Here is a 15,511-nt window from a genome sequence, read left to right as displayed (position 1 = left end):
GGTGCGCGGTCCATTTCCCGGTGATGGCCTGCGATTGTGCAGGCAGAATGCATCGGGCCGCGTATAGCCGCGCCTTGGGCGCGCCGTCCAATCAAGCGATTGTTTACTTGCCCCTGCCCGCGCCTGCGGACCGATCCGCGCGCGGCGAACGCTCATTTCCAAGACAGATCGGCCCCCGGCGCGCCAAGGGCGCATCGGGGGCCGACCTGAACGCAGGGCGGGTCACGCCACCAGTGCCTAGAACCCGAGCGCCGAGCCATCCTTGCGGCTGTCGCTGCCGCCATGCAGCACGCCATCGCCGATGCGGATGGCTTGCGATCCACCAAGCGGGCTGGTCATCACCTGCAGCGTATGGCCGCGCGCCTGCAGCGCCTCGCGGACATCCTGCGGCACGCCCGGCTCGATCTGCAGCACCTCGCCGACGGCAAAGCTGCGCGGCGCATCCATCGCCGCCTGCAGGTCCAGACCAAGATCGCTGACGCCCGACACAAAGGCCGCCTGCCCGGCCGCCTGATAATGCCCGCCCATCACGCCAAAGGGCATCACCGCCTTGCCATCCTGCACCGCCATGCCGGGAATGATCGTGTGCATCGGGCGCTTGTTGGGGGCGATGGCGTTCGGGTGGGTTTCGATCAGCCGGAAGCTCGCGCCGCGCGAATGGAACAGCACGCCGGTTTTCGGATCGAGCCGGGTCGAGCCAAAACCGTGGAAGATCGAGTTGATCAGGCTTAGCGCGTTGCCATCGGCGTCGACCACCGACAGGTAGATGGTGTCTTCGTGCTCGGGCTCGTCCCACAGCGCCGGGGGCATGGCGCGGGCCATGTCGATGCGCGCCGCAAGGGTATCGACCACCGCATCGGACAGCAGCGTTTCGGCAAGGCCCGGGCATTGCTCCGGATCGGCGAGCAGCGCATCGCGGTGGTGATAGGCCAGCTTCGTCGCCTCGGCATGCAGGTGGATGCGGTCGGCCAGCGGCAGATCGGGGCCAAGGTCGAATTTCGACAGGATGCGCAAGATCAGCAGCGCCGCCACCCCCTGCCCATTGGGCGGGCATTCAAAGATATCGAGATCGTTGTAGCGGGCGGAAATCGGCGTGGTCCAGAACGCCTGATTTTCGCCGGCGTGGAAATCGGCCTCGCTGTGCAGCCCGCCAAGCGATTGCAGATGGGCCGCCATGCTGGCAGCGGTGTCGCCGGTGTAAAACCCCGCCGCGCCCTTTTCGGCAATCTCGCGCAGGCGGTCGGCAAGCAGCGGCTGGCGGATGATTTCGCCGACGCGGGGCGCACGGCCCTGCGGCAGGAACACCGCCGCCGCGGGCGCGTCCTGCCCGATCAGCGCGGCGTTCTCGGCCCAGTCGGCGGCGACGCGGGGGGTGACGGGAAAGCCGTTCTCGGCATAGCCGATGGCCCGCGCAAACAGCCGCGCCATCGGCAGGGTGCCGTGATCGCGATGCAGCAGGCACCAGGCCGAGATCGCACCGGGGATGGTCACCGCATGCGGGCTGGTCTGGGGGATCTCGTCGCTCAGCCCGGCGGCTTTCAGCGCCGCGACGGTGGCCCCGGCCGGGGCGCGCCCGGACCCGTTGAGCGCCTTCACGCCGCCCTCTTTGGGCGCATAAAGCGCAAAGCAATCGCCGCCGATGCCGGTCATCAGCGGATCGACGACGCATTGCACCGCAAGCGCGGCAAGGCCCGCGTCGACGGCGCTGCCGCCGCTGGTCAGAATCTCGACCCCTGCGGCGGTGGCCAGCGGATGCGAGGTGGCGATCATCGCGTTCGAAGACAGGGTTTCGGGGCGGCGGGCGGAAAAGAAATCGAAGGTCATGTCAGTCCTGAAAGGTTCCGGCCAATGCGCTGGCCTGCGGTGAGGCAAGCGGGTGAAGGCAGGCGACAGAGCGCCCCTCCCCCGCCCGCGCCAGATACGGATCGCTTGCGTGGCAATCGCCTTGCACCCGTGGGCAGCGCCCGGAGAACCGGCACCCCGCGGGCAGGTCGAGCGGGCTTGGGATCTCGCCGGGAAGCGGCTCGGCGATGGGTTGGAAAAAGCTCGGCGCGGCGGCGCGCAGGGCGGCGGTATAGGGATGCGCCGGGGCGGCAAGCACCGCATCGGTGGGGCCGGTTTCGACGATGCGGCCAAGATACATGATGGCGATGTTCTCGCAAAGATAGCTGGCGACGCCAAGGTCATGGGTGATGAAGACCAGCGTCAGCCCCATCTCTTGCTGAAGCCGGCGCAGCAGCGACAGTAGCTGCGCCTGTGTCGAGACATCGAGGCCCGACACCGCCTCATCCGCCACCAGCACCGAGGGTTCGGAGGCCAGCGCACGGGCGATGGCGACGCGGCGCACCTGACCGCCCGACAGCGCGGCGGGATAGCGCGCGGCGGCATCGGCGGGCAGGCCCACGCGGGTCAGCAGCTGTTCCACCCGCGCGCCGATCTGCGCCTCGGGCACCACGGCAAAGCGGCGCAGCGGTTCGGCCAGCAGCGCGCCGATGGTCATGCGCGGGTTCAGCGATCCGCGCGCATCCTGATAGACCATCGCCACATCGCGGGCGAAATCGCTGCCGCCCGCGCGGGCCTCGCGGATCGCCCGGCCACGATACAGCGCCTGCCCGTTGGTTGGCGCATCCAGCCCCAGCAGCACCCGCAGCAGCGTCGATTTGCCCGACCCGCTTTCGCCCACCAGCGCCAGCGAGGCCCCCTGCCCCACCGACAGCCGCACCCCGTCCAGCGCATGCAGCCCCACGGTCTGCCGCCCGAAGCGTTGACCGGGCTTGCGCACCTGAAACACCTTTTCCACATCGACCAGTTCAAAGACCGGGCGCTCTGCGTTTTGCATCGGCTTCCTCATTCCGGGTTCCAGCAGGCAAAGCTGTGCGCGCCGCCCTCCAGCGGGGGGGCATCGGCCCAGCAGCGATCCTGCACGCGCGGGCAGCGCGTCGCAAAGCGGCAGCCGCGCGGCATGTCGCGATGCGATGGCACGGTGCCCTCGGGAGCGATCAGATCGCGCGTGCCGATTTCCAGCATGCAGGATTTGAGCTGCCGCGTATAGGGATGGCGGGCGTTTTCCAGCACATCGCGCGCCGGGCCGGATTCGACCACCTGCCCGGCATAGAGCACCACGATCCGGTCACAGGCCTGACTGGCCAGCGCCAGATCATGCAGCACAAAGATGCAGGCCGCGCCGCGCGCCTTGGTCTGGGCAAGGATCAGCCGCACGATCTGCGCCTGAATCGTTACGTCCAGCGCCGAGGTCGGCTCGTCCGCCAACAGCAAATCGGGATCGGCGGCCAGCGCGATGGCCACCATGACGCGTTGTTGCATGCCCCCCGAAAGCTGGTGGGGATAGGCGGTCAGCCGCGCCTCGGGGTCGTTGATGCCCACCTGCGTCATCAGTTCGATGGCGCGGGCGCGCGCCGCCGTCTTGTCCAGCCCGAGGTTGCGGCGCACCGCCGAGATCAGCTGCCGCCCCACGGTATAGGACGGGTTGAGCGCCGCGCCCGCGTCCTGAAAGATCATCGACAGGCGGCGCCCGCGCAGGCGCACCATGTCGCGCTCGCGCAGGGCCAGCAGATCGCCCGCCCCGTCCAGCGTGATCTGGCCCGAGGTCTGCGCCTCGCCCAGAAGCCGCATGATCGCGGTGGCGATGGTGGATTTGCCCGCGCCGGATTCTCCGACCAGCGCGACGGTTTCGCCCTGCCCGACCTCTAGCGTCACCCGGTCGAGAATCCGCGCCGGGCCGCGATCGACGGTCAGGGTTTGAATGTTCAGAAGCGCCGTCATGCCTTGCCCTTGAGCTTGGGGTCGAATTCCTCGCGGATGCCATCGCCAACAATGGACAGGGCGATCAGCAGCAGCGCCAGCGCAAAGCCGGGCATCGCCGACATCCACGCCGCAAAGCTGACAAAGGCGCGCCCTTCGGCGATCATCAGCCCCCAGTCGGGGGTCGGGGGCGTGACCCCGATGCCAAGGAAGGACAGCGAGGACGAGACCAGAATGGCCTCGGAGATACGAATGGTGACCTGCACCGCCAGCGGGTAGACCACGTTGGGCAGGATGTGGCGCCAGATGATCACCGCGCGCGGAATGGCCATCAGGCCCGCCGCCTCGACGAACAGTTGCACGCGCACCTGCAACACGTCGGCGCGCACGGTGCGCGCGAACGGGCCGATCATCGACAGGCCGACCGCGATCACCACCTTGTCGACCCCCTGCCCCAGAATGGCGATGAACGCCACCGCGAGGATCAGCGAGGGCAGCGCAAGGATGCTGTCGATCAGTCGCATCAGCGCCCATTCGACCCAGCCCCCCGACAGCCCCGCCGCAAGCCCGACGATCAGCCCCCCGATGGCGCCGATGGCCACGGCAAAGAAGCCGATGATCAGCGCATAGCGCGCGCCAAAGATCACCCGCGACAGGATGTCCTGCCCATAGCTGTCGGTGCCCATCAGATGCGCGCCGCTTGGCGCCTGCATCATGGCGTTGAAATCCTGCGCCACCGGATCGTAGGGCGCAACAAGGGGCGCAAAGATCGCGGCGAGGACGTAGCCCACCGCCACCAGCAGCGCGAGGGTAAAGAACGGGCGGCGCAGGAAGATCGAGCGCGCGCCCCGCCGTGCGGGTTCCACCAGGGTCATTTGCGGTCTCTCAGTCGCGGATCAAGGAACGGGTAGGACAGATCGACCAGCAGGTTGACCACGATGAACAGCGTCGCGGTCATCATCACGCCGGCCTGCACCACGCCATATTCGCGCCCCAGCACTGCCGAGGTCAGCATCTGCCCGATCCCCGGCAGGTTGAACACGGTTTCGGTCAGCACCGTGCCTTGCAGCAATGTGCCCAGTTGCAGCCCCAGAATGGTGACCAGCGGCAGTGCGATGTTGCGCACGCCATGTACCCAGATCACCCGCCAGCCCGGCTCGCCGCGTGCACGCGCCGCGGCGATATAGGGCTGGGCCAGCACCTCGATCAGCGTGGCGCGGGTCAACCGGGTGATCATCGCGATGAAATAGGTCGACAGGGTCAGCGCCGGCAGGATCATGTGATAGATGCCGCCCCAGAAATCCTGCCACGGGCTGACATAGCCCATGACCGGGAACAGCCCCAGTTTGACGCCAAAGAACCAGATCAGCAGGATGCCCAGCAGAAACGACGGGAACGCCGTGCCGGTCAGCGCGAACACCGCCGCGCCCGCATCAAAGATCGTGTCTTTCTTCACCGCCGAGAGCACCCCGAGCGGCACCCCGATCAGGATCGCGAAGGCCAGCGAAAAGCTCGCCAGCGTCAATGTCACCGGCAGAGCTTCGAGGAAACCGTAGGTGAAGATGTCGGTGCGGGCGACGTAGCTGGTGCCCCAGTCGCCCTGCACAAAGTTTTTCGCCCAGTCGAGGTACTGGGTCAGGAACGGTTGATCCAGACCCAGCTGTGCCGAAAGCGCGGCATAGGCTTCCGGCGAGTATTCCGAGCCCAGCATGATCTGGATCGGATCGCCCGGCGCCAGCTTCAGCAACCCGAAGCTGGCAAACGAGACGATGAACAAAACGACGAGCGTCTGCCCGACCTTGCCGAAAGCCTGTCGTATCATCAGCCGAGGCTCACCGTGTGCAGGTTCACAAGGTCGGCGGGGATGTAGTTGAACCCTTTCACCTCGTTCGAGAACACCTTGTAGATCGGCATATGCGCCATCATCGCGCAGGGCGCTTCATCCATCAGAAGGTCTTCGGCGCGGTGATACAGCGCGGCGCGGGCGGCCACGTCCAGCTCGGTGCTGGCCTGCTTGCACAGGTCATCGAAGTCGGTGTTGACCCAGCGGCAGAAGTTCCACGCCCCGTCCGATTTCCATTCCGGATACAGCGTTTCCTCGGGGTCGAGGTCGGCCACCCATTCGAAATCGTACAGATCGAAATCGCCGCCGTTGCGGCGCTGCACCCAGGAGGCGGGTTCGACCAGTTCGAGATTGGCCTTGATGCCGATCTCGGCCAGCATCGGCGCAACGGTCTGCGCGATGCGGGTGCCCACGGGGCCACGTTCGGCCATCATATAGGTGACTTCGATTTCACCCTGATTGGCGGCCTTGGCGCGGAATTCCTTGGCCTTGTCCAGATCGAACCACTGGCCGCGGCCCGAGGTCGCGATGTTGGGGTCGAAATAACCGGTCATCGGCGGGGAGATCGGGGTATAGGCCTGCTGGGCACGCCCGAAATAGGCCTGCTTGACCAGCGTGTCGCGGTTCAGCGCCCAAGCCACGGCGCGGCGCAGGTTGACGTCATCAAACGGCGCGCGCTGGCAGTTCATGCCGACATAGGTGTAGTTGCCCTCGATCTCGCCATAAAGCGTGGCGTTCGGGAAGGCATCGACCTGATCGACCAGCTGCATCGGGCAATCGGTCATGCCGTGGATCTGGCCTGACATCAGCGCCGCCAGCGCCGTCGAGGCTTCGCGCATCAGCACGAAGGTGACCTTTTCCAGCTTCGGCAGCCCGGCTTCGAAATACTCGGTGTTGGCCTCCAGCTCGATGGCGTCATTGTCGCGCCACGAGACGAACTTGAACGGCCCGGTGCCGACCGGGTTGCGCCCGTAGTCGGCGCCGTATTTCTGCACGGCAGCGGGCGAGACGATGGTGCCCGCGCGGCCCGTTGACCCATTGAGCGCCACCGGCAGGAAGGCATAGGGTTCCGAAAAGGTCAGCTTGATGGTCAGCGGATCGACCACCTCGATGCTGTCGAGCAGCGCCAGCTTCCACGCGTGCGGCGAGGCAGGCTCACCCTCTTTCACGCGCAGCAGCGAGAATTTCACCGCCTCGGCGTCGCAGGGCGTGCCGTCGTGGAACTTCACTCCGTCGCGCAGCTTGAAGACATGGGTCACCTCGTCTTCGAGATCCCAGCTTTCGGCCAGATCCGGCTCGAACGTCACCTGGCTGCCGTCATAGCTGATCTTGAGCAGCCCATTGTGGATGTTGTTGATGATCTGGATCGCCGACAGGAAGCCGGTGAAATGCGGATCGAGCGTGTCGATCACCTTGACCGAGGCGATCTTCAGATGGCCCGATTGCTGCGCCTTGGCAACGTTGGGAAAGGCACCGCCGGCAGTTGCGGCAAGAATGCCCGCGCCAAGGCCCTTGAGAACGGCGCGGCGCCCGAGCCGGGCAGACATCCGTTCTGCGAGAATTTTCTTGTGGTCGATCTTGGTCATAGTCCGTTGTCACTCCTGTTGGCCTGTTCACTTCTTTCGAAGAGTCGCTTCCGGCGGCGTTCCGCTCTGTCCGTTCCTGTAAAGCGGGCGATCTGGGTTTCTGCCCCTATCGCCTCACTGAAAAACAAGTTGACCCGATATGTATACAGTAACAAGGTAAAAGGGTACATTTAGGGATGATATCGGCATGAGCGAAAGAACTGCCCAAAATATATACGATCTGCTGATTGACGGGATCGCATCGGGCACCTTTGCCCCCGGTGAGCAGCTGGCGGAGGTCACGCTGGCCGAACGGTTCCATGTTTCGCGCACGCCCATTCGCGAGGCCCTACACCGGCTGGAACAGGCGAATTTTGCCGAGCGCGGTCCAAGGCGCGCCTTTTTCGTGCGCAAGATGCAGGCGAGCGATCTGCAGGATCTGTTCGAGGCAGTGGGTGAAATCGAATCCGCCATCGCGGCGCTTGCGGCGCGGCGGATGACGGAAATTCAGCGCAGGCAGCTTCAGGCGATCCTTGAGGAAGGCCGCGCCTGCGGCGATGACGCCCAGACCTACGCCGAGATCAACCGGCGCTTTCACGCGCAGATCAATCAGGGTGCCCATAACGCCACGCTCTCCGCCAGCCACGCGGAACTGACGCTGCGCACACAGGTCTGGCGGTCGCGCAACTTTGCGCTTGATGGCCGGCGGCTGGACAGCTCCCGGCGCGAACATGCCGCCATCGCCGAAGCGATCCTGCAAGGCGATGGCGAAACCACCCGCCTGAAGATGCGCGAACATGTGGCGTCTTCCTTCATCACCCTGACCGACCTTCTGAAGACCGACGGCTGAGGCCGCGCAAGGCCCGGCGGCCTCAAAGCCCTGCCCTCAGTGCGGGCGCGCGATGCCGGCCATCCTCGCGGCAGCGCTGCCAATGGGCGGCAACGTCAGATCGACAGATTTTCCAATCCCGCCCCCCCCGGCGCGATGTGTCAGAATTTGCAACGATCATCGCGGAACATTGCACAAGCAGCCAATAGCTGTTCTGACCGGCACAGCCGCACGGCATTGCTGATAAACGTCACCATGCGCGGAGGCGAGCAATTGCCCCGGGGCGAGCGAGGGGTTGCCCCTTTATCGGATGCCGCTGTGCAGCCCCGCCCGTCAGATTGGCACACATGCGACGGGACACGCGATGATCGCCGCCCCGGCAGGCCGCGTAGCGCAGCGCGTTGCGCCAAATTGTCCGGGGACAACATCGACCGTCTGGTGATATGGCCGATGACCACCCTGCCCGTCAGGTCATGCGCGATGGCCTGCTGCGCCATAGTAAGGAAGTGACGCCAGCTTGGGCCGAACCCCAGACGCCCGTCGTGATCTGCGTCGATCTTCTGCACCATGGCAACGATGCGGGCGGCGTGAGCTTCTGCAGTTCGGCCGGTTTAAGAACCACCGCTAGACAAGTCGACCCCGTCCGCGCGCGCAGCAGCGCCAGCGACGCCGGGATCGCTGAGCGGGGCTTCCCGCGAAATGGTTCAGATTTGAAACTGAGCGTTCCGGCGTGAGCTTCTTGCAGTCGTCTGATTGTCTTGAACTCAAGCTCGATGCGGGGATCAATCTCGTGCTTGATACGGATCAGCTTTGCCCGACGGCTTTGGCGGAAGGGCGGAAGGGCGGAAGGGCGGAAGGGCGGAAGGGCGGTATCACTAAGATGTGCCCGACCTTCAGCCCAAGATCGACCCGTGCCGGGTCGCAGGTTGGGTGCACCTGACGGATGACAAGATCACGCGTATCTTACGCGAGCAAGACCTCGCCCTACCGAGTCGCCTTCGATATAGCAGCTTTTTACTTTGATGCCCGTGACGGCCTACCTGCACTGGGAAGGATCTCAACAGGTCTGCAGAGAGATGCCAGCCCCGGAACTTTGTCCGCGGACAACGCTAAAGGCTTGGTCCTGCGTTTGTGCCGCTGATGTTGTCCGCGGAGGACTGACGTTGCGCACATGGCGCAGCAATGCCGAGGGGTCGAACCTGTCTTCGGGTTTCCCAAGCAATAGCCGATAGAAGTAAGCGCCAGCCGATCGGACCTTGTCGCCAAGTTGCAAAATCGACAGCGTCGCAATTGCAGCGCAACCAGCCCCAGCCGTCCGTTCGGCTTTGGCATAGATTGTTGGGTCAATGCCAAGCATCGGTGCAAGCAACCTCCCGTGGCGTACAAGATCACGGTCGGTGGTGATCGGCGCTTGGGCGTATAGCGTCGCTTCAGGGCACGCGTCGAGCACGTCAGGAACATCGATCGGATCGGTCTTATCAATAAGTTCTTTATTTGAGCTCTGATGGTGGCGGACATTTTGGCTGTCGCTGGCGGACATCTGCGGCGCTGCCACATCGGTTTCGAGGATATGTTCACAGGGTTGTCCAAGCCGCGCCAGAAGCATTTCGCAGTCGGATTCGCTCAGCTTGCGGCGCAGGGCGCGCAGCATCTCGCTGGCCAGCGCATCATCCGGATCGGCGGCAAGGCGGCGCGCCGAAAGCGCGCGCAGGCGGGTCTTCAGCAGCGCTAGACGTTCGCCAAGCGCATCTGCCTGCGCTGCCAGTTCCGCAAGTTCCGCGAAGCGCGCGTAAAGCGGTGACAGATCGAAGCCAAAGCGCAGGCAAAGCCCTTCGCTGCGACTGCGTTTGACAAAGCGTTTGCGGTTGGCGCTGTCGCGTCGAACCATCAGCCCGGCCTCGATCAGCAGCGCCACGTGACGGCGGATCGTCCGGTCTGTGACACCGTTGCGCCGCGCCACCAGCGTTTCATTGGAGGCGAACACCGTGTGATGGTGCCGCTTCGGCGGAAGGCAAGACAGCAGCGCGTCCAGCGTCGCAAGGGCAGGGGGCTTGAGGCCGATTAGCGATGCGGCACGCCGTAGCACCGACATGACGACATGCCGCTCTGGAAGGTTGTCCGTGGACAACAGCTCTTGTTGCCGCTGCCGATGTGGCGCGGAGATTTCGGTAAATGCCATCGCTTAATCACGGCATCCAAAAATTCGGATGACCCCCAACGTACTTTTTCAACGAAAAGACGCAAAAAGACACCCGACCGAATCGGCCGGTGTTGACTGTGGCGGAGAAGCTGTTAGATCTGAGGGTGCAAAGCACAGATCGGGCTCTCCAAGGGAAACTTTGGGGGGCTCTTTCTTTTCCGGGCTGCGTCGTGCTCCTTTTTCTGGGTTTCTAGGGAATGTCCGGTCAGTCGCGCTGCGACGACCAGATGTCATACAGCCGCGACAGCTCGTCTTCGGCATTGGCTTCCAGCCAATCGGCAAAGCCCGGCGCATCGCTGCGCGACAGCTTCAGCGTCAGGGCACGGGCGGTGCTGCGAAGCTCGGCGATTCTGGTGCCATCGCTGTGGATGACGGGGGTTGCGCCCGAGGCGCGCGGCGGTTTCTGTTGGCGCCCTGCCACGGCAGCTGCGAGCATCTCAAAACGCGCATCCGAAGATGCGACCGTGTCGAAGGGCATCGGCGCCGTCAGGGCAACAAGGTCGATGTCGCCATCGCGCACCGCATCCGCTATGTCTTCCCAGCGCCGCCGGCCAATTCCATGCGCCGGGCCAACCCGCTGGATGACCGCCGCCGGAATATGCCGCGCCACCTTGTTCATGCGCGACAGCATCGGTTTGTCGACGGCCAGCGCATCCATCACGATCTCCGGCGCATAGCCCGCATCGGACAGCTCGCGGATGAACAGCGCCTTTTCGATGAAGGACGGGTCAAGCCGCTGGCTGTTCTCATGGCCTTGCGCAAGAATGGCTTCTTCGTCGGAGAGCGAGCGGACCAGCGCCTTGGCCTTGAGTCCCAGCCCCCGCAACGCCCGCAGACGCCGCCGCCCATAGACCACGCGGAAACGTCCGGGCTGATCGGGCAGCGGGCGCACCATGATCGGCACCTGCTGGCCATGGGCGCGGATCGACGCGGCCAGCGCATCGACCTCGGCCTCGCCAAATGCAAGCCGGTCGCTGGGGCCACCATCGTCGATCAAATCGGGGTCGAGTTCACGCACGGCGTTGCTCGACAGATCCTTGAGCGTCGAGCGCACGCCGCTCATGGTGCCGGTCTCGGGAAAGCGCGGCTTTGCCGGGGCGGGCTGATCGCTCGGCGGGGGAGGGGGCTGAAACAGGTTGCGTCGTGCCATCAGTCGGTACCCCGTCCCCATGCGGCCTGAATCGTGGCCTCGAATTCATCGGCGACCCCGTTTACGCTTTCGAGAATGCGCTCAAGCGTCTTGCGGACAACCTGCCCGGGGTCGATTTCATAGATCGTCTGTTGCGTCATGCCCGCGTCCGAAATCGCGGTGGATTTCAGCATCGGCGCGTTGAGCACCTGGTCGAGTAGGATCGAGCGCAGGAACCCGGCCATCTGCGATTGCGGCACATCGGTCGGCTCGTAGCGTGCAACGAGAAACTTTAGAAAATCCCAATCGATCGTCCCGGCCGCGTCTTCGAGCGCGCGAATCGTCTCGCCCGCCATTTCGAGGAACTGCGCCATCGAGGCGACGTCGAGCATCGAGGGCACCACGGTGATCAGCAGCCCGGTCGAGGCCAGCAGCGCCGACATGGTGGTAAAGCCCAGCTGCGGCGGGCAGTCGATGATCACGAGGTCGTAGTCGTCTTCGATCTCGTCCAGCGCGACGGCGAGCCGCTGGGTAAACGGCGGCTCGATACGATGTTGCAGCGCATAGGCGGTTTCGGTTTCGTATTCCGACAGCATCAGCCCGGCGGGGGCCAGATCAAGCTTGTGGAAATAGGTTCTGCGGATAATCTCGCTCAGGGGCAGGGGGTCTTCGTAGCGCAGCGCGTCATAGATCGTGCCGCCCTCGGCGAATTCGATTTCGGGCCGGTACCCAAACATGGTGGTCAGGCTGGCCTGCGGGTCCATATCTAGTGCCAGAACGCGATAGCCGCGCAGGGCGTAGCGCTGCGCAAGATGGATCGCGCTGGTGGTTTTCGACGAGCCGCCCTTGAAATTCACGATGCTGATGATCTGCATCTTGTCGCCATCACGGCGGCCCGGCAGGTAGGTGTCGCCGTTGCGACCGGTGCGGGCCATGATATGACGGATCTGGTCGATCTCTTCGGCGGTATAAGAGCGACGGCCGCGGCTGTCGGTCTCGACCTCGGGGAAATCGCCATCCTGATGCCGGGTGCGCAGGTTCGACATGCTGATGCCGGTCAGCTCGGACACTTCGGCGGCGCTGAACCGGCGCAGGGTCTTGCGGCTTTCGGGTCGGAAGCTGTTGCGCATGTGATCGTTGAGCGCCAGAGACAGGCGCTCGGCGTTCGCGGAAATCGAATGGGCGACGGAATTTCCGCCGATATTCGTCTCGGTCGAGGTCATGCTGCTCTTGCCTCTTGTGGCCTCTTGTCGGACCGTCTTCATATCGACGCGTAACGGCGCGTCTGGCGCGTTTTTGCGTCGATAAAGTTAATTGCACGCAAGAGTTGGATCCACAACAATTTTCTTGATCCCAAGCGGACGCAGGATCGAACGAAAGCTTAGGCAATGGCTTTGCGCCGTCGGGTAGCCGGTTGTATTCCATGGAAAAACCGCGATTCTGCCCGATTTTGACGCCCCGGCGCCCAGTTTGGCCCGCAGGCAATCGCCCGGTCAGCTTGGGCCGCAACAGCCCGATCCGCCCTGTGGATGATTCCCGACGGGCGGCGCGGGAAAGCGGCGATCGGCACCTTTACCCATGCGGCCCCGCCGTGCATCCATGTCTCAGGGCCGACGGCCCCGGCGAAGCAAAGAATAAGGAATCCTCCAATGTCCCAGACCTGTGCCCTTCTTGGCGCGCCGATCGAGACCGGCGCATCGCAACGTGGCTGCCTGATGGGGCCGGCCAGCCTGCGCACCGCCGGGCTCGCCGAGGATCTGGCCGCGCTTGGATGGCAGGTCAGCGATCTGGGGGATGTCAGCATCGCCCCGCAAGAGCCGCAGGCCCATGCCAATCCGGCGCTGCACCATCTGGCGGAAACCTCCGCCTGGATCGAGGTCTTGACGCAGGCGGCCTATGACGCGGGGCAGGCGGGCGATCTGCCGATCTTCATGGGCGGCGATCATTCGTTGTCGGCGGGAACCGTTCCGGCGATGGCGCGGCGCGCGCAGGATCAGGGGCGCCCGCTGTTCGTGCTCTGGCTTGACGCGCATCCCGATCTGCACACGCTCGAGACCTCGCAAAGCGGCAATCTGCACGGCACGCCGGTGGCCTATTTCACCGGCCAGCCGGGCTGCGAGGGCTATCCGCCGCTGCAGGCCGCCGTCGATCCGCGCAACGTCTGCATGATGGGCATTCGCTCGGTCGATGGCGCCGAGCGCGCGCGCATCACCGACATTGGGCTCGAGGTGCATGACATGCGCGCCATCGACGAGACCGGCGTGCTGGTGCCGCTGCGCGCCTTTCTGGCGCGGGTGCAGGCCGCAGGCGCGATGCTGCACGTCTCGTTCGACGTGGATTTCCTCGACCCCGCGATTGCGCCCGCCGTCGGCACCACGGTGCCCGGCGGCGCCACCTTTCGCGAGGCGCATCTGATCATGGAGACGCTTTGCGACAGCGGCCTTGTCACCTCGCTGGATCTGGTCGAGCTGAACCCGTTCCTTGACGAGCGCGGCAAGACCGCCAAGCTGCTCTGCGATCTGACCGCAAGCCTGTTTGGCCGCCGCGTGCTGGACCGGATGACGCGCAGTTCCTTCTGAACAACCGCGCCGGGGCGGGCGCTGGTCGGCCCCGGATTTGCGAGCTGCACAGGAAATCGGCGCAGTTTGTCAGATCTGCGAATTTTCGCATCGGTGATATTTGCGGGATCAAGGTTTTTTGCGCCCGGTCTGGCTGGTCCGCCCATTCGCGATCACCCAACTGTGGATGATTGCGCGGGCTCAGCCCCCGGATCGCCTTGCCGCAAAGGATTGACTATGCCGAACCCGTTTCACCTGTCGTATTTCCTGCAGGGATCCAGCGTCCATGCCTGGGGCGCGCCCTTCATCGGCACCATCGGGCAGGACTGGCAGAGCGCCAGCTTTTTCAAGGAGCTGGCGCAGGGGCTGGAACGGGCCTGTTTCGATTACCTGCTGATCGAGGATTCGATCTATGTGGGCGAGAACTGGCAGGGCTCGCGCGATCTGTTCCTGAAAACCGGGCTGTGCATCCCGCGTCAGGAACCCTCGGTGGTGGCGACGTTGCTGGCGGCGGACACCTCGCGGCTGGGGATCGTGCCGACGCTGTCGACCTTTGCCTATCACCCTTACCTGACGGCGCGCATCACCGGCACGCTCGACCAGATTTCCGGCGGGCGGGCCGGGTGGAACATGGTCACCGGCTCTTCGGATTTCGCGGCGCAGAATTTTGGCATGCCGGCGATGCCCGAACATGATCAGCGCTATGTCATGGCCGAGGAATACGCGCAGATCGTTAAGGGGCTTTGGGGCAGCTGGGCGCCGGGCGCGCAGGTCGGCGGGCTGGTGCCGGGCGAGGATCAGGGCCAGCTGTTCGATCCGGCCAAGGTCAATACCATCGATTTTCAGGGCGAATACTATGCCTCGCGCGGGCCGCTCAATTCCGGCCCGACAGTGCAGGAGCGCCCGGTCATCGCGCAGGCGGGCGGCTCGAAGATGGGCATCGAGTTTGCGGCGCGCCATGCCGATACCATCGTCGCCGCGCCCCACGGGGCCGAGAACATGCGCGCCTATCGCGATCAGGTCCGCGCGCAGATGGTGCAGAACGGGCGCGACCCGGACAGCTGCAAGGTGCTGTTCCTGATCTCGCCCATCGTCGAGGAAACCGAGGAGATGGCCCGCTGGAAGGCCGACCAGCGCCGGATCGAGGCGGAACAGAACATGGATATGCGCCTTGCCCGGCTGGGCTGGACCATCAACATCGACTTTTCGGAATTCGATCTCGACCAGCCGGTGGGCGAGCTGACAACCAACGGCCACCAGAGCAGTCTGAAGCAATTCCTTGAACGGGCAGGGGCGCGGACGCTGCGCGAAGCGGTGCTCGATACCGCCAGCAAAGGCTATGGCGTCGATCTGGTCGGCACGCCCGACAGCGTCGCCGCGCAGATGGAAGAGGTGATGCAGACCGCTGGCGGCGATGGCTTCCTGATCACGCTGGGCGATCTGTCGCGCCGCTCGCTGGCGGGGATCACCGATGGGCTGGTGCCGGCGTTGCAGCGCCGCGGGCTGGTGCGCAAAAACTACGAACACGCCACGCTGCGCGACAATCTTCTGGCCTTCTAGGCGGGCAGAAGATTGCCCTGTTGCGGGCAAACCAGACCCGTTACGGTCGCGCCAGATCACACCGG

General features: G+C 64.7%; 13 protein-coding genes. 4 read left to right on the top strand and 9 right to left on the bottom strand.

What is annotated here, in order from left to right:
• Window positions 1–237: 237 nt before the first annotated feature.
• From Q4543_RS06010 to Q4543_RS05985, 6 genes are read right to left on the bottom strand one after another with little or no spacing between them, the layout of a single operon-like run.
• Window positions 238–1,824: a gamma-glutamyltransferase family protein gene (locus Q4543_RS06010; protein ID WP_303436881.1), complete on the bottom strand. Its 1,587-nt coding sequence runs from the start codon at window positions 1,822–1,824 to the stop codon at window positions 238–240.
• Between the two features lies 1 nt (window position 1,825).
• Window positions 1,826–2,839: an ABC transporter ATP-binding protein gene (locus Q4543_RS06005; RefSeq protein WP_252737526.1), complete on the bottom strand. Its 1,014-nt coding sequence runs from the start codon at window positions 2,837–2,839 to the stop codon at window positions 1,826–1,828.
• Window positions 2,840–2,847: 8 nt separating this feature from the next.
• Complete coding sequence (locus Q4543_RS06000) at window positions 2,848–3,783, bottom strand: ABC transporter ATP-binding protein (protein WP_303436878.1); 936 nt, start codon at window positions 3,781–3,783, stop codon at window positions 2,848–2,850.
• Window positions 3,780–4,637: an ABC transporter permease gene (locus tag Q4543_RS05995; RefSeq protein ID WP_303436877.1), complete on the bottom strand. Its 858-nt coding sequence runs from the start codon at window positions 4,635–4,637 to the stop codon at window positions 3,780–3,782. Before Q4543_RS05995 ends, Q4543_RS06000 begins: the two co-directional genes overlap by 4 nt.
• Window positions 4,634–5,584 carry an ABC transporter permease gene (locus Q4543_RS05990; RefSeq protein WP_216003725.1) on the bottom strand — a complete coding sequence of 317 codons (951 nt, stop codon included), beginning with the start codon at window positions 5,582–5,584 and terminating at the stop codon, window positions 4,634–4,636. Before Q4543_RS05990 ends, Q4543_RS05995 begins: the two co-directional genes overlap by 4 nt.
• Complete coding sequence (locus Q4543_RS05985) at window positions 5,584–7,191, bottom strand: ABC transporter substrate-binding protein (protein ID WP_303436876.1); 1,608 nt, start codon at window positions 7,189–7,191, stop codon at window positions 5,584–5,586. Before Q4543_RS05985 ends, Q4543_RS05990 begins: the two co-directional genes overlap by 1 nt.
• 187 nt (window positions 7,192–7,378) lie before the next feature.
• Here Q4543_RS05985 and Q4543_RS05980 point away from each other — a divergent pair, with 187 nt between their 5' ends.
• Entirely contained in the window at window positions 7,379–8,020 is a 642-nt protein-coding gene (locus Q4543_RS05980) for a GntR family transcriptional regulator (RefSeq protein WP_216003723.1), read from the top strand.
• A gap of 422 nt (window positions 8,021–8,442) precedes the next feature.
• Entirely contained in the window at window positions 8,443–8,733 is a 291-nt protein-coding gene (locus Q4543_RS05975) for a hypothetical protein (protein WP_303436875.1), read from the top strand.
• A gap of 323 nt (window positions 8,734–9,056) precedes the next feature.
• On the opposite strand, the gene repC is transcribed toward Q4543_RS05975, so the two are convergent.
• The 3 genes from repC to repA all read right to left on the bottom strand — a co-directional run bounded on the left by repC (window position 9,057) and on the right by repA (window position 12,551).
• On the bottom strand, window positions 9,057–10,178 hold the full coding sequence (gene repC, locus Q4543_RS05970; RefSeq protein WP_303436874.1) for a replication initiation protein RepC: 1,122 nt from the start codon (window positions 10,176–10,178) through the stop codon (window positions 9,057–9,059).
• A 226-nt stretch (window positions 10,179–10,404) separates the two neighbouring features.
• Window positions 10,405–11,349 (bottom strand): plasmid partitioning protein RepB, encoded by a 945-nt coding sequence (gene repB, locus Q4543_RS05965; RefSeq protein ID WP_303436873.1) that lies wholly within the window; start codon window positions 11,347–11,349, stop codon window positions 10,405–10,407.
• Window positions 11,349–12,551 carry a plasmid partitioning protein RepA gene (repA, locus tag Q4543_RS05960; RefSeq protein ID WP_303436872.1) on the bottom strand — a complete coding sequence of 401 codons (1,203 nt, stop codon included), beginning with the start codon at window positions 12,549–12,551 and terminating at the stop codon, window positions 11,349–11,351. The genes repB and repA overlap by 1 nt, the downstream gene beginning before the upstream one ends.
• 426 nt (window positions 12,552–12,977) lie before the next feature.
• Between repA and rocF the strand changes: the two genes are divergently transcribed.
• The gene (gene rocF / locus Q4543_RS05955; RefSeq protein WP_303436870.1) at window positions 12,978–13,907 is read left to right on the top strand and encodes an arginase; all 930 of its coding nucleotides are present in this window, start codon (window positions 12,978–12,980) and stop codon (window positions 13,905–13,907) included.
• A 216-nt stretch (window positions 13,908–14,123) separates the two neighbouring features.
• The gene (locus tag Q4543_RS05950; protein ID WP_303436869.1) at window positions 14,124–15,446 is read left to right on the top strand and encodes an NtaA/DmoA family FMN-dependent monooxygenase; all 1,323 of its coding nucleotides are present in this window, start codon (window positions 14,124–14,126) and stop codon (window positions 15,444–15,446) included.
• Window positions 15,447–15,511: the final 65 nt, after the last annotated feature.

The organism is Salipiger sp. 1_MG-2023 (assembly GCF_030547555.1).
Taxonomy (GTDB): domain Bacteria; phylum Pseudomonadota; class Alphaproteobacteria; order Rhodobacterales; family Rhodobacteraceae; genus Salipiger.
The sequence above is the reverse complement of the archived record's forward strand: the minus strand, read 5'-3'. Positions and strand labels throughout refer to the sequence as shown.